The sequence below is a fragment of the Romboutsia sp. Marseille-P6047 genome, assembly GCF_900604535.1.
Classification (GTDB): Bacteria; Bacillota; Clostridia; order Peptostreptococcales; family Peptostreptococcaceae; genus Romboutsia_E.
Genome location: NZ_UWOT01000001.1, coordinates 78,474 through 99,352 on the forward strand (window position 1 = coordinate 78,474; position 20,879 = coordinate 99,352).

Annotated in this window: 20 protein-coding genes and 1 other annotated feature; of the genes, 1 reads left to right on the top strand and 19 read right to left on the bottom strand. The window is 28.6% G+C overall.

Translation table 11 applies throughout. The features are described 5' to 3' along the window. Nucleotides 1–15: 15 nt before the first annotated feature. The 4 genes from EIH23_RS00365 to EIH23_RS00380 form a co-directional block, all read right to left on the bottom strand. On the bottom strand, nucleotides 16–243 hold the full coding sequence (locus EIH23_RS00365) for a CD1290 family small acid-soluble spore protein (RefSeq protein WP_122638221.1): 228 nt from the start codon (nucleotides 241–243) through the stop codon (nucleotides 16–18). A gap of 101 nt (nucleotides 244–344) precedes the next feature. After that, complete coding sequence (locus EIH23_RS00370; RefSeq protein ID WP_122638222.1) at nucleotides 345–632, bottom strand: DUF503 domain-containing protein; 288 nt, start codon at nucleotides 630–632, stop codon at nucleotides 345–347. A gap of 19 nt (nucleotides 633–651) precedes the next feature. Further along, a complete protein-coding gene (locus tag EIH23_RS00375) occupies nucleotides 652–987 on the bottom strand; it encodes a YlbF family regulator (protein ID WP_122638223.1) in 336 nt (111 codons plus the stop codon). A 114-nt stretch (nucleotides 988–1,101) separates the two neighbouring features. Further along, on the bottom strand, nucleotides 1,102–2,781 hold the full coding sequence (locus EIH23_RS00380; protein ID WP_195250821.1) for a ribonuclease J: 1,680 nt from the start codon (nucleotides 2,779–2,781) through the stop codon (nucleotides 1,102–1,104). A gap of 210 nt (nucleotides 2,782–2,991) precedes the next feature. Between EIH23_RS00380 and EIH23_RS17060 the strand changes: the two genes are divergently transcribed. Next, nucleotides 2,992–3,729 (top strand): metal-dependent hydrolase, encoded by a 738-nt coding sequence (locus EIH23_RS17060; protein WP_122638225.1) that lies wholly within the window; start codon nucleotides 2,992–2,994, stop codon nucleotides 3,727–3,729. Between the two features lie 4 nt (nucleotides 3,730–3,733). Here EIH23_RS17060 and EIH23_RS00390 read toward each other — a convergent pair whose 3' ends face one another. The 15 genes from EIH23_RS00390 to topA all read right to left on the bottom strand — a co-directional run bounded on the left by EIH23_RS00390 (nucleotide 3,734) and on the right by topA (nucleotide 20,806). Then, nucleotides 3,734–4,189 (bottom strand): Fur family transcriptional regulator, encoded by a 456-nt coding sequence (locus EIH23_RS00390; protein WP_122638226.1) that lies wholly within the window; start codon nucleotides 4,187–4,189, stop codon nucleotides 3,734–3,736. 289 nt (nucleotides 4,190–4,478) lie between these two features. Beyond that, a complete protein-coding gene (locus tag EIH23_RS00395; RefSeq protein ID WP_122638227.1) occupies nucleotides 4,479–4,754 on the bottom strand; it encodes a DUF1292 domain-containing protein in 276 nt (91 codons plus the stop codon). 71 nt (nucleotides 4,755–4,825) lie between these two features. Beyond that, entirely contained in the window at nucleotides 4,826–5,248 is a 423-nt protein-coding gene (gene ruvX / locus EIH23_RS00400) for a Holliday junction resolvase RuvX (RefSeq protein WP_122638228.1), read from the bottom strand. Nucleotides 5,249–5,413: 165 nt separating this feature from the next. Next, on the bottom strand, nucleotides 5,414–7,597 hold the full coding sequence (locus tag EIH23_RS00405; protein ID WP_122638229.1) for a hypothetical protein: 2,184 nt from the start codon (nucleotides 7,595–7,597) through the stop codon (nucleotides 5,414–5,416). A gap of 9 nt (nucleotides 7,598–7,606) precedes the next feature. Then, nucleotides 7,607–7,864: an IreB family regulatory phosphoprotein gene (locus tag EIH23_RS00410; RefSeq protein WP_122638230.1), complete on the bottom strand. Its 258-nt coding sequence runs from the start codon at nucleotides 7,862–7,864 to the stop codon at nucleotides 7,607–7,609. A 24-nt stretch (nucleotides 7,865–7,888) separates the two neighbouring features. Then, a complete protein-coding gene (alaS, locus tag EIH23_RS00415) occupies nucleotides 7,889–10,528 on the bottom strand; it encodes an alanine--tRNA ligase (protein WP_122638231.1) in 2,640 nt (879 codons plus the stop codon). Between the two features lie 105 nt (nucleotides 10,529–10,633). Continuing rightward, nucleotides 10,634–10,851: a binding site (T-box leader), on the bottom strand. A 67-nt stretch (nucleotides 10,852–10,918) separates the two neighbouring features. Then, entirely contained in the window at nucleotides 10,919–12,010 is a 1,092-nt protein-coding gene (gene mnmA / locus EIH23_RS00420) for a tRNA 2-thiouridine(34) synthase MnmA (RefSeq protein ID WP_122638232.1), read from the bottom strand. A 210-nt stretch (nucleotides 12,011–12,220) separates the two neighbouring features. Next, on the bottom strand, nucleotides 12,221–12,673 hold the full coding sequence (gene nifU, locus EIH23_RS00425; protein ID WP_122638233.1) for a Fe-S cluster assembly scaffold protein NifU: 453 nt from the start codon (nucleotides 12,671–12,673) through the stop codon (nucleotides 12,221–12,223). Nucleotides 12,674–12,707: 34 nt separating this feature from the next. Then, on the bottom strand, nucleotides 12,708–13,904 hold the full coding sequence (gene nifS, locus EIH23_RS00430; protein WP_122638234.1) for a cysteine desulfurase NifS: 1,197 nt from the start codon (nucleotides 13,902–13,904) through the stop codon (nucleotides 12,708–12,710). 2 nt (nucleotides 13,905–13,906) lie between these two features. Next, on the bottom strand, nucleotides 13,907–14,374 hold the full coding sequence (locus tag EIH23_RS00435; RefSeq protein WP_122638235.1) for an RrF2 family transcriptional regulator: 468 nt from the start codon (nucleotides 14,372–14,374) through the stop codon (nucleotides 13,907–13,909). A gap of 182 nt (nucleotides 14,375–14,556) precedes the next feature. Further along, nucleotides 14,557–15,489, bottom strand: a complete 933-nt coding sequence (locus tag EIH23_RS00440; RefSeq protein WP_122638236.1) for an ROK family protein — start codon at nucleotides 15,487–15,489, stop codon at nucleotides 14,557–14,559. Nucleotides 15,490–15,573: 84 nt separating this feature from the next. Then, nucleotides 15,574–16,344, bottom strand: coding sequence for a GNAT family N-acetyltransferase (locus EIH23_RS00445; RefSeq protein ID WP_122638237.1), 771 nt, complete (start codon nucleotides 16,342–16,344; stop codon nucleotides 15,574–15,576). An 84-nt stretch (nucleotides 16,345–16,428) separates the two neighbouring features. Next, nucleotides 16,429–17,697 carry a replication-associated recombination protein A gene (locus tag EIH23_RS00450; RefSeq protein ID WP_122638238.1) on the bottom strand — a complete coding sequence of 423 codons (1,269 nt, stop codon included), beginning with the start codon at nucleotides 17,695–17,697 and terminating at the stop codon, nucleotides 16,429–16,431. Nucleotides 17,698–17,765: 68 nt separating this feature from the next. Next, nucleotides 17,766–18,551, bottom strand: a complete 786-nt coding sequence (gene codY / locus EIH23_RS00455) for a GTP-sensing pleiotropic transcriptional regulator CodY (protein ID WP_122638239.1) — start codon at nucleotides 18,549–18,551, stop codon at nucleotides 17,766–17,768. A 179-nt stretch (nucleotides 18,552–18,730) separates the two neighbouring features. Continuing rightward, on the bottom strand, nucleotides 18,731–20,806 hold the full coding sequence (gene topA, locus EIH23_RS00460; RefSeq protein ID WP_122638240.1) for a type I DNA topoisomerase: 2,076 nt from the start codon (nucleotides 20,804–20,806) through the stop codon (nucleotides 18,731–18,733). Between the last annotated feature and the right edge of the window lie 73 nt (nucleotides 20,807–20,879).

Here is a 20,879-nt window from a genome sequence, read left to right on the forward strand (position 1 = left end):
CACCGTTACTATTTTTTATTCTAAATGACTAGGGGGTATTTGACTTGCTGTATTACATAATCTACTTGCTAAATCCTTTTTATTCTCTAATTCGCTAAAATATCTACTTAAAACTCCATTAGACTTTGCATTTTCTATGATATCAAATACATCCTCTTGATTCATACCATAATCAGCTGCAATTTCAAATTTTACTTGTTTTAATGCTATTTTTGCATTTTTATTAATTTTTCTATTTTCCATATTATATCCTCCTATATAAATTTTATATGCTTATTTTTCACTAAATTAACGCAAAAAACCCGTGTAACTTAATAAAATTTTCTTAAATTACACGGATTTTTTTAATAATTTATTATTTCATCCTCTATATCTATAATTTCTGCATCTGTATTTTCTTCTATATATCTTACTATATATTCTATAGATGAATCGCATTGACTGTATGATAAGTCAACTTTTGATATACCAATCGTTATTCTTTGATGTAAATCTTGATTTTCAACCTCACAAACAGATATATTAAATTTATTCTGAAGTTTACTTATAATACTTTTTACTACCATTCTTTTTTCTTTTAATGAATGTACCCAACTAGCTCTAAGGTTTACTTTCATAATTAATATTTTCATCAAGATTCACTTCCTTTGTTTATTTATAATCTTTGTCTACTGCATCCGACAGTATTATATTAATATTATTCATCATATTAACTAAAACTTGCTCATCTCTTAAATAATTATATACTTTTTTATTTTTTTTTATTTTCTTTTCTATAGTTTCAATTTTTCTAACTATTTTTTTATCTAAAGATTTATTTTGAACCTGACTTCTTTGTAACTCCATTTGGCTCATTTTATATTCCTTTAGTAAGCTTTCACTTTTAGAGTCTGATTTAAGCTCATTCATGCTTTTTTTAAATGATTTATATTCTTCGCTTAATTTTATCTCACTAGCTAGCTTTGTAGCACTTTCATATACACTCATAAATACCTCCTACAAATGAACTCCTAGTATTATATATTCTATTTTTAATTACTTAAATTTATGATATATTACCATAAAAAAATAGACATAGATTTAATCTATGCCTATTTCTATTTATACTTCCATAATTATAGGAAGTATCATCGGATTTCTCTTAGTTCTTTGATATAAGTATTCTTTTAAATTTTCTTTTATATTATTTTTAAGATAAGCCCACTCTTTTATATTTTTCTCTTCACATTCAAATAAAACATCTTTTATTATATTTTTAGCTCCATCCATTAAATCTTCCGATTCTCTTACATAAACGAATCCTCTTGATATTATATCTGGACCAGCTAAAACTTTTCCATCTTCTTTAGATATAGTTACAACAACTATCATTAATCCATCTTCTGATAAATGTTTTCTATCTCTTAATACTATATTCCCAACATCTCCAACTCCAAGGCCATCAACTAATACATTACCTGTTGGTATACGTGTTGTCACAGATGCATTGTTTCTATCTAATTCTAATACTTCCCCTACTTGCATAACAAATACATTCTTTTCAGACATACCTAGTTCTTGTGCAAGTTCTCCATGTTTTTTTAACATTCTATACTCACCATGAGCTGGCATGAAGTATTTAGGTCTTACTAATCTATGCATAAGCTTTAATTCTTCTTGACAAGCATGACCTGATACATGTATATCAGCTATGTCATTATATACAACTTCTGCACCTTTTTCAAATAATAAATTTATAACTTTAGATATTAATTTTTCATTTCCTGGTATTGGATGAGCTGATATTATTACTAAATCACCTTTTTTTATTTCAACTTTCTTATGTTCTGAACATGCCATTCTCGCAAGAGCAGACATAGGTTCTCCCTGTGTTCCTGTAGTTATTATTACTAACTCATTATTTTGATATTTTGATATGTCATTTAAATCAATTATCATATCATCTTCAACATCTAAATAACCTAATTCTTTTGCTACACCAACAACATTTACCATAGATCTACCTGATACTGCAACTTTTCTTCCAAACTTTGCAGCCATATCTATTATTTGTTGTAATCTGTGTATATTAGATGCAAATGTAGCTACTATAATTCTACTATCGCTTCCTTTTCTAAATAAATCATCTAGTCCTGCTCCTACAGTCTTTTCAGACATACTATATCCACTTTTACCGACATTAGTACTATCTGCTAACATTAAAAGAACTCCCTTTTGACTTAACTCGCAAATTCTATGCATATCCATAACATCTCCATCTATTGGAGTTAAATCAACCTTAAAGTCTCCTGTATGGAATATAATCCCTTGATCTGTGTGTACGGCTATAGAGAATGCATCTGGTATACTATGATTCATTTTTATAAACTCTACGTCCATATTCGATAATTTTATTATTTGTCTAGGAGTTACAACATTTAACTTAACGTTATTAAGTTTATGCTCTTTTAATTTTACTTGTATAAGAGCTATACTAAGTCTTGATCCATATACAGGTACATTTAATTTTTTAAGTATATATGGAAGCGCTCCTATGTGGTCTTCATGACCATGAGTTATAAATATACCCTTTATCTTATCCTTATTTCTTACTAAATAAGTTATATCCGGTATAACTATATCTACCCCTAACATTTCATCTTCTGGAAAACTTAATCCCGCATCAATTACAATTATTTCATCTTTATATTCAATAACGGTCATATTTTTGCCGATTTCGTTAAGTCCACCTAAGGCTGCTACCTTAATTTTATTAGTGTTCTTCTTGAACAATTGCACCATCTCCTTCTGTCTATTCAATTTTCTTATTCCAATCTATCTTTACATTAAATTTATAATATCAAATCACGAACTCTACCAGTTATTATCATTGTACCACAAATCCTGTTATATTTTAAGTAATATTTAAAATACATTTAATTCATTATTTTGACAAAAGCAAATTATTTTGATATTCTCTGAGTATATTAACTTATTTATATAGGAGGATTTATGCGTGGTAGAACACATTGTGCTATAGGCGTCTTAGCATCCATACAAGCATCATTAATTTTTAAAATACCTATTACAATATTTTCAATTATAGTTTCAGCTATTTTTTCATTACTTCCAGACTTAGATGAACCTAATTCTACAATATCAAACTTATTTATCAAAAAAAATGTATCTAAGTTTTTATATAAATCATTAATATATACAATAAATATAGTAATATTCTTTTTTTCCTTAAAAATAAATAATAATTTTTACTTAAGTTCTATTATAACTTTTATTTCAATATTTATAATAGAGTCAAAACTTAGCCATAAATTTTTAAGAAAGTTATTTTTATCTTTGACTTTTCTATTACTGGGGGGTTGTCTTTATTTAGTCAAAACAAAAATTTTTATAGTTCTATTTGTTATAATGCTAGGTATTTTCCCATGGTTTAAGCACAGAGGCGTATCTCATAGTGTTCTAGCAATCACCATTTTATATTTACTCCTTAAACAAATTGAACTACTAACTAATATATACAATTTATCATTTTGGGGAACTATCAGTTACTCAAGTCATATATTTTTAGGCGATTTATTTACTAGACAAGGAGTTCCTCTTTTTTATCCACTAAGTAATAAAAAAATTTCTATAGGAAGTTTAAAGGTTGGTGGTCATTTTAGTAACTTCTTAGAAATGTTAATTATATTTGTATTAATATTTTTTATATTTTATTCTGTAATAAAAATATAAGTCCTTATTCAGGACTTATATTTTTATTACATTCTTCACATAAACCATAAAACTTAACATCATGGTCTACTATTTTAAACTTGTATAAAGATTGTATTTCACTTTCTATACTATCTAATAAATCTTCTTTTACTTCTATTATTTTGTCACAATTACCGCATATAAGATGATGATGGTGATGGCAATCTTCTTCATTTAAACTAATTTCATATCTAACACATCCATCATCTAAATTAAGCTTTGATATTACATTTATCTCATCTAGTAGTTGCATAGTTCTATATACTGTTGCTAACCCTATTTCTGGACAATCAACTCTTACTAAATCGTATATCTCTTCACTACTTAAATGTTCATTTTCATGTTTTAACAATATCTCTATTATAGCTCGTCTTTGAGGAGTAATTTTAAAGCCTGTTTCTTTTAGCTTTTCTTTTAACTCTTCCATTATATTCTTCATGTATATCACCCTTTTATTTTTCAATTGATAATTCTTATTAAAAATTCTATCTAATATTTATGGTATTGTCAAGATTTTAAAACTTCAATCGTCAATTTAATCTTCAATTGAGAATAACCTTTCTAAATTTAATATTCTATTTAAAGTGCTCGTATGATAATATTATTACCCTATTTTTACAAATTTAAGCAAGAAAAGCACTCATATTATTCTCAAATAGATTATTTTATTATAAATCAAAAATAAAAAACCTACTTAATCAAAAATTAAGTAGGTTTTTTACTAAATTTTATTGTTCGTCTTCGTCGAAGTTTAAACCTTCCTCTTCCATTATTGCATTATATACTGCAACAACAGTTTCATACTCATCATCATTTTCTAATGGAACTAATATTTCTCCTTCTTCATCTGCGTCTATTCTAAATATTAAAGCTTCTTCTGCTTCTTCATCTTCAACAGGCATTAATATAGCATATTCTTTTTCTTCTGCTTCTAAAGTTAATATTATCTCAAATTGGCTTTCTACTCCATTTTCGTCGATTAAGTTGATTATATTTTCTTGCATTTGTTTCACCTCAAATTATTATTTATTATTTATATTATATATCATAAATCTATAAATTTATATACATTTTACTAAAAACTTTTTGAATCAAGATATCCTTGTAATATAATTACTGCTGCTAACATATCTATTACTTTTTTTCTTTTTTGTCTACTTACATCACCTTCTATTAAAGATCTTTCTGCTGCAACAGTAGACAATCTTTCATCCCAAAACTCTATATCTAAACCAGTTTCTTCTTTTATTAATTCACAAAACTTTATAACTTTTTCACCTTGTGGGCCTAGTGTACCATTCATATTCTTAGGTAATCCTGATACAATTTTGTTAACTTGCCTTTCTTTTATTATAGCTTTTAATTCTTCTATATCTTTTTTCTTTCCTACTCTTCTTATTGTCTTTACACCTTGAGCAGTCATTCCCATTAAGTCACTAACAGCAACACCAATAGTTTTATCTCCTATATCTAATCCCATAATTCTTCCGTCTAGCATTATTTGTCTCCTTTGACTTTTAAATATTTCTTATCATTTATTTAAATTATTCTTCCTATTTAATTTAAAAACATTCATATCTTATTTTATATTATAAGTGTATCTATTTGCAAATAATTTTCAAGTAAATAAGATCGAGCTGATTTTATATCAGCTCGATCTTATTTATTTTTCATCTTCAAATATAATCATATTTATACTTATTATTATTAAAGGTATAAGTATATAAATACATGCTGTGGCTGCCGCAACTATACCAGAATCATTAACTAATAGCGTTATAAAACATCCTACTAATGTGGCAATAAAGCTATCAAATATATACTTGTACTTATTAGCTAAGTTTCTAAAATGCTTAGATGGTCTAAATATCATAATACCTACAATTGCTACTCCTACAAGTAATATATTTACCCATACTGTAGTTTTTGCTAGTTTTAAGTTCATTTGAATCTTTCTAGAGAATGTTTGTATTATAGTTATTGGACCGTTAGCTAAAATTTGTTTTACAAATCCTGATAAGTGAGATTCACTTCCAGAAATTATATCAAATGCCGCAAATGCAAATACTACACCTGCTGCAGCAAGTAATATTAAAAATACCTTTTTAAAGTCTAATTTTACATCAAATATTATTAATAAAAATACTAAGTATGCAACACATTCAGATATTGCAGCTCCTACATTAGCACCCATACTTGGTGATGCTGTAGTTAATAATGTTAATACTGATGCAACTGCAGCTAACCATTTTGGAATCTTTCTATATTGAAGTAATACTGCAAGTGCGAAAATTGCACTACCTATAGCTATACCTTGATATTCATTTCCCATACCATAGTATCTAGCTCCAATTATTGCATCGTAACTCATTATACTATTTTTCATTAAATACGTTCCAAATACACAATCCATAGATATTGCTAGTATTGTAATGCCTGCAAAGAATCCCATATGTTTTATATCATCTTTAAATAATATTCTTCCTAAAATATAAAGTAATATAGTTGTGCCAGTTATACCTAATGATATTGAAACTTGTGTTTTAAAATTAAATATTCCAACAACTAAGAATGCTAATGGAAGTATAAAACCAAGTTTTATAAATTCCTTTAATACTTTAAATACTTTTTCTTTATTTGGTATATAGTTTCTAAATAAAACTGCAAACATAGCTATTACCCATGATACAGACACAACACCAACAAAAGTATTTATAATAGTTGATCTTATATTAGATATAGAAACTATTTTTTCATATTCATCTAATAAGTATGTAGTATTATCATCTTTATCAATTGTAGTAAAGCTTTTACCTACCATATCCTCATTTTCTAATCCAAATTCATTTAAAATATCTACTCCTATATCTAGGTTAGCAACTATTCCATCTCTTCTAGTTGTAGCAGAAGCTAAAAGTCCCTTACCTTCATTTGATAGCTTAATTATAGGAGATAGCCTTCTTCTATTTGAATAATCTATATCACTAGGGAATGCACTTACTATGTATATAGTATCATTTTCATTTACAATACTAAATACTTCTTTTAAGTATTCATCTATATAATTTAGTATCTTTGACTTTGTAGCACTATATGTAGCTTCATTTAAATTTAGTCTATATTTATCAAGTCTATATGTATCTCCAATATCTACAAATATAGCGTCACTTTCTTTATACTGATTTTTAGTTTCTTCTAATAATTTATTATAGTCAGTTCTTATACCATAAGGCATAGATAAATCTTCTATATTTATGTTATCAATATTACCAGCATCGATTCGACCATATTGATCCATAGCTACTAATCCAAGATTTCTATTTCTAACTAAATTTTCATTTTCTATAGTATCACTATTTCCTATTAAAGCCGTTTTTAAATTATTCTCTGATAAAGTCTGTCCTAAAGAACCTAATACAGCTCCATATTCACCGTTTTCAGCATTTTCATTTAACGATCTATTAATAGTTAAATCATTTATTGACTTAGCTTTTGCATTTGTAGAAGCTTCATAAACCTTGCTAGAATTGTCATTTGATTCTCTAAAATTTATAAAACTTTCTGTACTCACATTTGCTCTTCTACCTGCACCCATAGTGGCTAAAGATCTTCTATCATCAGTTCCCTTATCACCTCTGATATTCATAAGACCAATATAACCTCTATTATCTAATTCTTCTTTTAAAGAAGATATTTGTAGCATACTTGCAAGGCTAGTTCTATTCATATTAATAAATATAACTTTTCCTTGAACTTTATTATTACTTCCATTTGCATAACTATTTATTGGCATAAAAGATACCAATATCATAATAGCCATTAACAACGATGCAATCTTTTTTTTCATGAAGTTGACCTACTTTCTTTTTAAATAATAAGAAATTACCTCTTCAAGTATTTCATCTCTCTCAAATTTCTTTATTATTGATCTTGCATTTTTATGGCTAGTTATATAGCTTGAATCACCAGAAAGAATGTACCCTATAATTTGATTTATAGGGTCATATCCTTTCTCTATTAATGCTTTATATACAAAATCTATAGTATCCCCAACACTCATTTTATCTTCAGATACACATTCGAATTTAACAGTATAATCTAGATTCTTATCCAAAGTAAATCCCCCTTTAAAGTAAATTTATTTTACTTGAGATTTTATTACCTCTCCTGCATAATTTAAAGCTTCTTCTACCTTACTTACATCACTTGCACCAGCTTGAGCCATGTTAGGTCTTCCTCCACCTTTTCCACCAGCTATTTGTGCAACTTCTCTAACTATATTACCTGAATGTATTCCTTTTTCTAGTACATCTTTAGTAGCTGTTACAATAAAGTTAACTTTATTATCTGCTATATTTGCTATAACTACAACACCTGAAGCTAATTTATCTCTTAAGCTATCAGCTGTTTCCCTTAAAGTATTCATATCCATACCTTCAAATTTAGCTGTTACTAAGTTTACTCCATTTATTTCTATCTTAGAATCTAATATAGAATCAGCTGATTGTAAACTCATTTTAGCCTTTATTTCATGTAGTTCTTTTGCTAAAGCTTTATTTTCATCTACTATTTGAGATGCTCTTTGTGTTAAATTATCTTCTTTAGCTTTTAAGCTAACACATACTTCATTTATAATTGCATCTCTTTCCTTTAAATACTCATAAACTGATCTTCCTGTTATTGCTTCTATTCTTCTTACTCCTGCAGCAACTCCACCTTCAGATATTATTTTAAACATACCAACTTGAGATGTATTTTTTAAGTGAGTACCTCCACAAAGCTCTATAGAGAAATCTCCCATAGATACAACTCTTACTTCCTTACCATACTTTTCGCCAAATAGAGCTGTAGCTCCTTTTTCTTTAGCTTCATTTATACCCATATTTTCACAATTTATATCTAAAGAATCAAGTATAGCATCATTTACTTTTTCTTCTATAACTTTTAATTCATCTTTTGATATAGCCTCAAAGTGAGTTATGTCAAATCTTAATCTTTCTGAATTAACTAAAGAACCAGCTTGATTAACATGTTCTCCTAATACTTCTTTTAATACTTTGTGTAATAAGTGAGTTGCAGTATGGTTTCTAGCACTTGCCATTCTTATTTCTTTATTTACTAATGTAGTTAACTCATCATTTACTTTTACTTCACCAGATTTAACTGTTCCTATGTGTTTTATAGTATTGTTAGCGCCTTTTCTTGTATCTATTACTTCTATTACTACGTTATCATTAGAAAGTATTCCACAGTCACCTGCTTGTCCTCCACCTTCTGGATAGAATGTAGTTTGATCTAATACTATAGCTACATTATCTCCTTCTTTAGCAACTTCTACTATTTCATCATCCATAACTATAGCATTAACTTTTCCAACTAAAGTTAAATCATTATATCCTTCAAAGCTACTTGATGCAGATTCATCTAATTTAGATAATGGATCTTCTTTCCAACTTTCACCGTCCATATTTCCTCTTGCACTTCTAGCTCTTTCTCTTTGCTTATTCATTTCTTCATTAAAAGCATCTTCATCTAAATCAAGACCAACTTCTTCTAATATTTCTTTAGTTAAATCTATTGGGAAACCATAAGTATCATATAATTTAAATGCATTTTCTCCACTTAAAGTTTTTTCATTATTTTTATTTAACTCTTCTATATAAGAAGATAATATTTCACTACCTTGATCTATAGTTTCATTGAATTTTTCTTCTTCGATTCTTATAACTTTCTTTATATAGCTTTCTTTTTCTACTAATTCTGGGTAAGCTTCTCCACTTACTTTTATAACTTCATCAACTAATTTATATAAGAAGTTTTCTTTTATTCCTAATAATTTACCATGACGAGCAGCTCTTCTTAACAGTCTTCTAAGAACGTATCCTCTTCCTTCATTTGATGGTAAAACTCCATCAGCAACTAAGAAACTTACAGCTCTTATATGGTCAGTTATTATTCTTATTGAAACATCTGTTTTAGCATTTTTACCATATTCTACATTTGCAACTTTTTCTATAGCACTTATTATTTGTCTTATTGTATCTACTTCAAATATATTATCAACATCTTGCATTATACAAGCCATTCTTTCAAGACCCATACCTGTATCTATATTTTTGTGCTCAAGTTGTCCATAGTTACCTTCTTCATCTCTATCAAATTGAGTGAAAACATGGTTCCAGAACTCTAAATATCTATCACAATCACATCCAGGTTTACAATCTGGATTATCACATCCAAATGCTTCTCCTCTATCAAAGTATATCTCTGAACATGGTCCACACGGTCCTGTACCTATTTCCCAGAAATTATCGTCTTTTCCAAGTCTAACTATTCTTTCAGTTGGGAAGTTCATTTCTTTTGACCATATATCAAAAGCATCATCATCATTCTCGTATACTGTTACCCATAATCTATCTTCTGGTATATTTAAATGCTCTGTTACGAACTCCCATCCCCATCTTATAGATTCTCTCTTAAAGTAATCTCCAAATGAGAAGTTACCTAACATCTCAAAGAATGTACCATGTCTAGCAGTTTTACCTACATTCTCTATATCTCCAGTTCTTATACATTTTTGACAAGTAGTCATTCTCTTACTTGGTGGAACTTCAACTCCTGCAAAGTAATTTTTTAAAGGAGCCATTCCTGAGTTTATAAGTAATAAACTTTTATCGTTATGTGGTACTAAAGAAGCACTTTTTGCAGCATAGTGTCCTTTAGATTCAAAGAAGTTTAAGAATTTACTTCTTATTTCATTTAATCCCATTTTTTGCATATTAAATTCCTCCTATAAATATTAATTGTGTTTATATTTTTATATTTAAAACATCAAATTATTTATTTAAATTTAAATATAAAAAAACTCGCGCCTATAAAAAACTATAGGGGCGAGATTATTTCGCGGTACCACCCTAATTATCATAAAAAGTTATGATATCTTCGGAAAACCTTAGTTATAACGTAACTACCGACAACTTATACTTAATTTCCAAGTTGTAACTCCAAGACTGCTTCAATTATTCTATTCTAAGGGTTTCCACCAATTCCCTCTCTCTGTAAGACTTCAAATAATTTACTATTTCTTTTCAATGTCTTTAATTAATTTTATTTTTGACTTCATATATAGTTATCTTACTAAATTTTGCAAAATTAATCAATATATTTTTTATAAACTTTTAACTATAATTCCTCCGCCAACAACTTTATCTCCATCATACATAACAACTGATTGTCCCTTAGTTATAGCTCTTTGTGCTTCATCAAATACTATTCTTATAGTTCCATCTCCATTATTATACACAGTAGCTTCAGATGGTTTAGCTGAATATCTAACTTTAGCTTGTACTCTTATAGGATCTTTTATCTCATCTATAGTTATTAAGTTAACATCTTTTGCAATAAGCTCTTTTTTAAAGATATCATCATTAGACCCTAATACAACAGTATTTTTTACTGGATCTATATCAACAACAAACATAGGCTTACCAAAAGCAATTCCAAGCCCTTTTCTTTGTCCTATAGTATAATGTACGATTCCTTTATGTTTTCCCAATACATTTCCTTTAGTATCTACAAAGAATCCTTCTTCTATTCTTTTGTTAGCATGCTTTGTTACATATCCTGCATAGTTATTATCTTTTACAAAGCATATTTCTTGACTATCTGGTTTATTATGAACGTCAAATCCTAACTCCTTAGCAATCTCTCTTACTCTTTCTTTCTCATAATCACCTATAGGAAGCAATGTATGTTCTAGTTGGTCTTGTGTCATATTATATAAAGCATAAGTTTGATCTTTTTTATCAGTAACTGATTTCTTAAGTAAATATCTACCTGTTTCTTCATCTTTCTCAATCTTAGCATAATGACCTGTTGCCACATAATCACATCCAATTTGTCTAGCTCTCTTATAAAAATCATCAAATTTTATATGTTTATTACATGCTATACAAGGATTCGGAGTTCTTCCTTCTAAATATTCATCTATAAAATAATCAATTACCTTTTCCTTAAATACTTCTCTAAAGTTTAGTACATAAAAAGGTATACCTATTTTTTGAGCTACATGTCTTGCATCTTCTACTGCAGCTAATGAACAACATCCTCCGTCATTTTCAATTATATCGTCATCTTCATCATCTTGCCATAACTTCATAGTAACTCCTATTACATCATAGCCTTGTTCCTTTAATAAGTATGCAGCAACAGAACTATCAACTCCACCACTCATACCTATCATTACCTTTTTTTTGCTCATTAAAAATCACCTCATTCTCTATATTATATCTACTTTGTACATTTTTTAAAAGTATAAACTTACTTCATACTCTTATATTTATATAATCACAAATATATCTTAACATCATTTTTATATTAAAGCGAAAGGCTGGATATAAAAATCTACATTACATGTAGATTTTTATTCCAGCCCAAGTTCCCACTTATAATTTATTATCTAAACTATTTCTTATTCTTCATCTTCATCTATATCATGGTGATGATCATGATCATCATCTATAACTACACCATCTAATTCTGGTATGTGTATATTATTTTTCTTAGCATAATCTATTAATGCAGCTTTTATAGCTTGCTCAGCTAATACTGAACAGTGCATCTTTACTGGTGGTAAACCATCTAAAGCTTCTGCAACTGCTTTATTAGTTACTTCTAAAGCTTCATGTACACTTTTACCTTTTACCATTTCTGTAGCCATTGATGAACTAGCTATAGCTGATCCACATCCAAATGTCATAAACTTAACATCTTGTATTATTTGGTTTTCATCTATATCAAGATATATTCTCATTATATCTCCACATTTAGCATTTCCTACTTCTCCAACACCACTTGCATCTTCTATTTGTCCAACATTTCTTGGGTTCATAAAATGATCCATAACTTTTTCAGTATATTGCATGATTATATCCTCCTTAAAAATTCCGTTTAATTTATTATTTTGTTAATTGTTGTTCTCTTACATAAGATTCATAAAGAGGTGACATACTTCTTAATCTCTCTATAACCTTAGGTAAATTATCTATTATATAATCTATATCTTCTTCTGTTGTAAAATCTCCAATTGAAAGTCTAAGTGACCCATGAGCAAGTTCATGAGGTAATCCTATTGCCATAAGAACATGTGATGGATCTAATGATCCTGATGTACATGCTGAGCCACTTGATGCAGCTATACCTAACATATCTAATAATAATAGTATTCCTTCACCTTCTATAAACTCAAATCCAAAGTTTACATTCCCTGGTAACCTATGAATTAAACTTCCGTTTATTCTTGTATGAGGTATTTTTTCTAATATAGTATCTATTAACTTAGTTCTTAACTTAGTTAATGTTTCTATATGATTATCCATATTAGCTTTAGCTAACTCTGCAGCTTTACCGTAACCAACTATTGCTGGTATATTTTCAGTACCTGCTCTTTTTCTTCTTTCTTGAGCGCCTCCATGTACAAATGTATGAAGTTTAGTGCCTCTTTTAATATATAAAGCTCCTATACCTTTAGGCCCATATATTTTATGAGATGACATACTCATTAAATCTACACCTAATTCTTTTACATCTATATGAATGTTACCCGCCGCTTGAACAGCATCTGTATGGAATACTATCTTGTGTTCTTTAGCTATCTCTGCTATTTCTTTTATAGGTTGTATAGTACCTATTTCATTATTAGCGAACATTATAGTTATTAATATAGTTGTATCTTTTATAGAGTTTTTTAATTGTTCTAAATCAACTCTACCTTCTGAATCTACATCTAAATAAGTAACTTCAAATCCATGATGCTTTTCTAGATACTCACATGGATGAAGTACACCGTGATGTTCTATTTTTGATGTTATTATATGATTTCCTTTATTTCTATTTGCAAATGCAACTCCTTCTATAGCCCAGTTATCACTTTCTGTTCCGCCAGCTGTAAAGTATATCTCATTTGGATTAGCATTTATAAGTGAAGCAACTTGACTTCTTGCTTTATCTAACGCTTCTTTTGCTTCTCTACCAAATGAGTGGAAACTTGATGCATTTCCAAAATAATCAGTTAAGTAAGGCATCATAGCATCTACTACTTCTTTCTTAACTGGAGTAGTTGCAGAATAATCCATGTATATTCTTCTTTTTTCCATTTTTAGTTACACTCCCTATCTTTTGATATCAATTTAGTTATATCATTATCTAAAAATCTATTTTTGTCGTAATCATTTATCATATCTTGTAGGGTAATTGAGTTTATAACATCTTCTATACCCTTTTTTAACTTTTCCCAAACTATCTTTGTTACACAAGTACCTGAATTTTCGCATACATCTTCATCTAGTACACATTCAGATAGAGATACAGGACCTTCAAGTGCTATTAATATTTCTCCTACACTAATGTCTTTTGCATCCTTAGCTAATAGATACCCACCTTGTGCACCTCTTACACTTTTTATTATCCCAGATTTTTTTAACTTAGAAAAAATCTGTTCTAAATATTGTTCCGATATATTCTGGTTGTTTGCTATTACCTTAAGTGGTACTGGACCTTTGCTTTGACTTATAGATAATTCAAACATTGCCTTTAATCCATATCTACCTTTAGTAGATAATTTCATATTCAATCACCTTCTATACTGAAATCTAAATCATACTGTTTCAGTAGGAATTAACTTTAAAATTATTGTATTATATCCTAGTATTTTTGTCAAGATTTAAAACATAGTATTTTTGTATGAATTAAAAAAACTAGTAAATAGCATTATCAGGCTATTCACTAGTTAGTTTTCCATTATAGATTTTATAAAGCAGATGCCCCTAAAATTCCCGCATCATTTTTAAACTCTGCAATTACTATTTTTGAAACTCCATTACCATTATATATTGCTCTTTTATTTAATTCTTCTTCTAACCCCTCTAAAATAATATCACTTGAGTTTGATAATCCACCACCAATTGATATTATCTCTGGGTCAATAAAGTGAACTATGCTTAAAATTCCTTTTATTAAATACTCTTTAAATCTATTGATTACCTTTATCGCTACAATATCTTTTTCCCTATATGCATCAAATACCACTTTTGCATTTATATTATCCATATTATTTTCAGCCATTTCAATAATAATAGATTTTTCACCTTCTTTAATTAATTTTTGAGCATATTTTATTATAGCTGTTGCTGAACAAAAAGTTTCAAAACATCCATTATTTCCACAATTACAAGTATAATAATTAGAATCTAATATAATATGTCCAATCTCTGATCCTATGCCATGAGCTCCTGAGAAAGGTTTTCCATTTATAATAATACCTCCCCCTACTCCAGTACCTAGAGTAATCATAACTCCAGTGTCATAACCTTTCATGCTACCATACTTGTATTCTGCAAATGCAGCCACATTAGCATCATTTTCAACTACAATTTTTGTATTCGGAAATATTTCTCTTATTCTATTCTCTAATGGATCATTTTTCATGCCTAAGTTTACACAACTTACACAACCTTGTTTATTTACAACTCCAGGTATACCGATACCGATACTTTCTACTTCATTTATAGTTATATTTTTTTGAATTAGTATACTATTTACAACATCCTTTATGATTTCAATTATCCCATCAAATCCAGTAAGCATGCTAACCTCTTTTGTAGATCTAATAGTTATCATACCATCTTCAACTAGACCAGCTTTTATGCTATTTCCTCCTACATCAATTCCAATGTTATACATTTGAATTCCCCCTGTCATTGTTAATTTTTTACTTATATAAAATATTATATATATATTTACATTCTAAATTCAATCTAATTTTTGCTATTTGTAATAAATACTCCAATTTCCTATTTTTTTAAATCCTAATTTATGATAAATAGCGCCTGCTTTCTCATTATCATAAAACAAACATGGTGTTTTATTTTCATCTAATAATTCTGAACATATTTTTACTATACATTTTGTAGCAAGGCCCCTATTTCTATAGTTTGGATGAGTTCCTACTCCAACTATCATTGCATACTTTTTATTTTCTGCAGTACTTTTAGCCATTGCTACTATATTTTTATCCACTTCAATAAAGTAACCTCTACCTGTTTTTAGTCCATTTCTAAGATTATCTACAGTAGTATTTTCAAACTCATCAATAGCTTCATACAATTTAGCTACTTTTCCTAAATGTCTAAACTTCATTTTTTTTACCTTTATATTCACATTGTCTTCTTTTAACAACTCTTTATCTTCAAGTTTACAAAATTTAACTTTCCTACTTTTTCTTAAATTTATCTTATATGCTAATTTATCTACTGCTTCTGATTTCCCACTTATCTCTGAATAATCCATACTACTAATTAAATCTGCAAATTCATTTACATCAAATCTATCATAGGCATAAAAGATAATAAATTCAAAACATTTAACAAGTATACCTTCAATTTCCCCTTTTTTATTAATATCTGCCCATATATTTAAAAAGTAGTTATCATATCCGTATCTCTCTATATCCCCTATCGTTAATAAGTTAAACTCAGATTCTCTTTCTAAATATTTTATAACCTTATTATGATAAGAAGAATCAAGCTTTATAATCATAAAATTTCCCCCTGATACAATACTCAAACAAATAAATAATTTAATTTTTTATTATTAGTTTATCTCCCTAATATTTATTATAGTCTATTTTTTTAAATTCTCCCAATAATGTTTAAATGCTTGTTCATTTTTATTTTCGCCTGGACTATAGTATTTCTTATCTTTTATAGTATTTGGTAAATACTGTTGTTTCACATAATTGTTTGGGTAGTTATGAGGATATTTATAGTCTACACCTCTACCTAAATCTTTAGCTCCTGAATAATGAGCATCTTTGAGATGTATAGGTATATCACCAGTTTCAATATTATCTAAATCATATAAAGCCAAATCTATTGCATTAATAACAGAATTAGACTTTGGGCATTGGGCCAAATATATTGTTGCTTGAGCTAAAGGTATCCTTGCTTCTGGGAACCCTAATTGCAAAGCAGCTGAAACACAAGCATGTGTTATAGTTATAGCTTGAGGTACAGCTAGTCCCACATCTTCACTTGCAACACATAATAGCCTTCTTGTAATTCCTTGCATATCTTCTGATTTTATTAATCTAGCTAAATAATGTATTGCGGCATTTTCATCTGACCCTCTCAATGATTTATGAAATGCTGATAGTATAGAATATCCATCATCACCTCCCCTATCAAAACTTAAACCTTTTTCACTAGAGGATTCTATTACCGTATCTACAGTTACATTTACGCTATTACTTCTTATATCAATCCCTAAATTAAATGCTAGCTCAAGTTTATTTAAAGCACTTCTCATATCTCCATTAGAAATTTCAGAGATGCATTTTAATGCATCATCATCTATATTAATTTTTTCATATGAATATAAATCGCTAATTTTTCCAACCGCTCTTTTTAATCCTTTAAATATCTCTTCTTTTTCTATAGTTTTAAATTCAAATATTGAGCTTCTACTCAATATTGCTTTGTATATAACAAAATAAGGATTATCTGCTGTGCTTGCTATTAAAGTTACTGATCCATCCTCTATAACTTCTAATAATGCTTGCTGTTGCTTTTTATTCATAGCCTGTATTTCATCAAGCATTAGAATTATTCCATTATATGAAAATAAATCTTGTTTACTTGCTTCTATAACTTCTTTAATTTCCTTTACTCCACAATTTACAGCATTTAACTTAACATATTTTTTACCTGTTGCATTTGCAATTATATTTGCAAATGTTGTCTTCCCAGTACCTGGTGGTCCATATAAAATCATATTTGGTATTGACTTATTGTTTATAATTTTATTTAAAACCTTACCTTCGCCTATTATATGTGATTGCCCCACCATATCTTCAATATTTTGTGGTCTTAATCTATCTGCTAATGGCTTCATTTTACCTCCTAATTTTATACAAAAAGAAGGTATCTAGTTCTAGATACCTTCTTTTTGTGACAATTTTATTAGTTAGAATTTTTAACTTTTTTTAATTCAGGTATAAGTTTATCATTAAGTATCTTTATATGAGTACCTTTCATACCTAACGATCTAGACTCTATAACTCCTGCACTTTCAAATTTTCTTAAGGCATTAACTATTACAGATCTAGTTATCCCAACTCTATCCGCTATTTTACTTGCTACAAGTAAACCTTCTTTTCCGTTTAATTCATCAAATATATGCTCTACAGCTTCTAACTCTGAGTAAGATAATGTTCCTATAGCCATTTGAACTACAGCCTTCTTTCTCATCTCAATTTCTAATTCTTCACTTAGAGCTCTTAGTACTTCTAATCCTATTACAGTAGCACTATATTCAGATATAACTAAATCATCATCCGTAAAATTATCATTATATCTTGATAGCACTAAAGTACCTAATCTTTGACCACTACCTAATATTGGAACTATAGTTGTATACTTTTCAAGTCTACCATGCTCATCTGGGAATAATTTAAGAACTTCTTCTCCTGTTAAGTTATCTAAAGTTTCATTTATCTTTAATAAACTTTTATTATATTCCTTAGGGAACATTTTTTGATTAGTATCTTCTTCTTCTACTACAGAACTATCAGCCTCATCATTAAGGTAAAGGCCTAATATTTTTCCTTTTGAACTTAATACGTATACATTTGCATTAAGAACTTCTCCTAAAGATCCTGCTAGTAATTCAAAAGAAACACTACTTCCACCACTTGTTTGTAATGTTTTATTTATTCTTCTCGTTTTTTGTAATACTTCGCTCGCCATTTACAATCATCTCCTCATGAAATATCGGCCTTAAATAACCTTTATTTATATCTTTTAAAATTTGTTTTATACAAACAAATACTTAAATTCAAAATTTGTGCAATAAGAATCTTATCATAAAATGAAAGGTTTTTCAATATAAAATATAATTAGACTTTTCATTCAACTTGTTCAAATTTCTAACTTTTTTCTTCTACTTTTTTACATTCTTTATTAGAGCACACATTTTTTGTTTCTGATTTTGTAACTTTTTCAATCATATATGATCCACATTCCTTACAAAATTCACCTGTTGGTTTATTCCAAGATACAAAGTCACATTCAGGATAGTTTGAACATCCATAAAAGGCTTTACCTTTTTTAGATTTTCGAAGTATTATATCTCCATCCTTACATTCAGGGCATTTAACACCAATTTTATTTACAAGTGGCTTCGTATTTTTGCATTCAGGATAATTTTTACAAGCCATAAACTTACCAAATCTTCCATACTTTATAACCATATTAGATCCACACTGTTCACATATTTCATCTGTTTCTTCATCCATATTAACCTTTTCTACATTTGCTATAGCTGTCTCTATTGCTTCTTTTAAAGGTGCGTATACTTCAGCTACCACAGATTTCCACGCTGTATTTCCTTCTTCTATGTTATCTAGTTCATTTTCCATATGAGCTGTAAAATCAACATCTATGAATTTTTGGAAATTTTCTTCAAGTATATTTGTTACTATTATACCTAAATCAGTTGGATATAAACTTGTCCCTTGTTTTTCAACATAGCCTCTATTAAGTATAGTTGCAATTGTAGGAGCATAAGTACTCGGTCTACCAATTCCTAATTCTTCTAGGGTTTTAACTAAACTTGCCTCTGTATATCTAGCAGGTGGTTGAGTGAAATGTTGATTTGGAAGAAACTCTTCTATATTTAATGTATCTTTTTCTTTTATAGCAGGAAGTATTTTATCTTCTCTTTCTGTAAAATTATAAATTTTTGTATATCCATCAAACTTCATTTTTGACCCTGTAGCTTTAAATATAAAATCTCCTACCTTACATTCAACATTTAAAACATCAAACACAGAATCCTCCATTTGACTAGCCACAAATCTTCTCCAAATTAAGTTGTATAATTTAAATTGATCTTTACTTAATGAAGACTTTATACTTTCTGGAGTTCTATAAACAGATGTCGGTCTAATTGCCTCATGAGCATCTTGAACCTTTTTCTTTTCTTTTCCTTGTTTTTTTTCATCTGTGGCATTTTTATAATACTTATCTCCTATTTCATCTAAAATATATTCTTTAGATTTTTGCTTAGCTTCATCAGATATTCTCTTTGAGTCTGTTCTAATATATGATATAAGACCTACTGTACCTTCTCCCTCTACATCTATACCTTCATATAGTTCTTGAGCTATCATCATAGTTTTTTTAGTTGTAAATGATAACTTATTCGCAGCTTCTTGTTGAAGTACACTTGTTGTAAAAGGCTTAGGAGCAGCCTTTTTTCTTGATTTAGACTCTATTTTTTCAACAATTAAATCTTTATTTTCTATTTCTTTTAAAATATTATTTACAGATTCTTCATTTTCTAGTTCAAGCTTTTCATTCGCCTTACCGTAGAATTTAAATACTATGTCTTCACCATCGTGAGTTTTTGCATTTATATCTATTGTCCAGTACTCCTTTGGTATAAAAGCTTTTATATCTTTTTCTCTATCACAAATTAATTTTGTTGTTACGGATTGAACTCTACCAGCGCTAAGACCTTTTCTTACTTTTTGCCAAAGTATTGGACTTATTTGGTATCCTAATAATCTATCAAGTACTCTTCTTGCTTGCTGAGCATCCACTATATTTAGATTTATACTTCTAGGATTTTTTATAGCTTTTTTTATAGCATCTTTAGTTATTTCATTAAACTCTATTCTGCAATCTTTATCTTCCTCTATATTTAATATATGAGCTAAGTGCCAAGATATAGCTTCTCCTTCTCTATCTGGGTCAGTCGCAAGATATACTTGTTTTGATTTTTTAGCTTCTTTCTTAAGCTCCTTGATAACATCGCCCTTACCTCTTATATTTATATATTGAGGTTCAAAGTTATTTTCTATATCTACTCCTAATTTACTTTTAGGTAGATCTCTAACATGACCTACCGACGCCTTCACTGTATAATGACTCTTTCCTAAAAATTTCTCTATTGTTTTAGCTTTTGCTGGCGATTCCACGATGACTAATGTTTTTGCCATTTTAAAGCACACACCCCCACTATCTATCTTATTTATACATTTAAACTGTATGTATTGTTATTTCCTTATATTA

Coding starts and splice junctions, on each gene's coding strand:
- EIH23_RS00365 (WP_122638221.1), bottom strand. CDS start 243: ATGGAAAATAGAAAAATTAATAAAAATGCAAAAATAGCATTAAAACAA.
- EIH23_RS00370 (WP_122638222.1), bottom strand. CDS start 632: ATGAAAATATTAATTATGAAAGTAAACCTTAGAGCTAGTTGGGTACAT.
- EIH23_RS00375 (WP_122638223.1), bottom strand. CDS start 987: ATGAGTGTATATGAAAGTGCTACAAAGCTAGCTAGTGAGATAAAATTA.
- EIH23_RS00380 (WP_195250821.1), bottom strand. CDS start 2,781: ATGGTGCAATTGTTCAAGAAGAACACTAATAAAATTAAGGTAGCAGCC.
- EIH23_RS17060 (WP_122638225.1), top strand. CDS start 2,992: ATGCGTGGTAGAACACATTGTGCTATAGGCGTCTTAGCATCCATACAA.
- EIH23_RS00390 (WP_122638226.1), bottom strand. CDS start 4,189: ATGAAGAATATAATGGAAGAGTTAAAAGAAAAGCTAAAAGAAACAGGC.
- EIH23_RS00395 (WP_122638227.1), bottom strand. CDS start 4,754: ATGCAAGAAAATATAATCAACTTAATCGACGAAAATGGAGTAGAAAGC.
- ruvX (WP_122638228.1), bottom strand. CDS start 5,248: ATGCTAGACGGAAGAATTATGGGATTAGATATAGGAGATAAAACTATT.
- EIH23_RS00405 (WP_122638229.1), bottom strand. CDS start 7,597: ATGAAAAAAAAGATTGCATCGTTGTTAATGGCTATTATGATATTGGTA.
- alaS (WP_122638231.1), bottom strand. CDS start 10,528: ATGCAAAAAATGGGATTAAATGAAATAAGAAGTAAATTCTTAAACTTC.
- mnmA (WP_122638232.1), bottom strand. CDS start 12,010: ATGAGCAAAAAAAAGGTAATGATAGGTATGAGTGGTGGAGTTGATAGT.
- nifU (WP_122638233.1), bottom strand. CDS start 12,673: ATGCAATATACTGAAAAAGTTATGGATCATTTTATGAACCCAAGAAAT.
- nifS (WP_122638234.1), bottom strand. CDS start 13,904: ATGGAAAAAAGAAGAATATACATGGATTATTCTGCAACTACTCCAGTT.
- EIH23_RS00435 (WP_122638235.1), bottom strand. CDS start 14,374: ATGAAATTATCTACTAAAGGTAGATATGGATTAAAGGCAATGTTTGAA.
- EIH23_RS00440 (WP_122638236.1), bottom strand. CDS start 15,489: ATGTATAACATTGGAATTGATGTAGGAGGAAATAGCATAAAAGCTGGT.
- EIH23_RS00445 (WP_122638237.1), bottom strand. CDS start 16,344: ATGATTATAAAGCTTGATTCTTCTTATCATAATAAGGTTATAAAATAT.
- EIH23_RS00450 (WP_122638238.1), bottom strand. CDS start 17,697: ATGAAGCCATTAGCAGATAGATTAAGACCACAAAATATTGAAGATATG.
- codY (WP_122638239.1), bottom strand. CDS start 18,551: ATGGCGAGCGAAGTATTACAAAAAACGAGAAGAATAAATAAAACATTA.
- topA (WP_122638240.1), bottom strand. CDS start 20,806: ATGGCAAAAACATTAGTCATCGTGGAATCGCCAGCAAAAGCTAAAACA.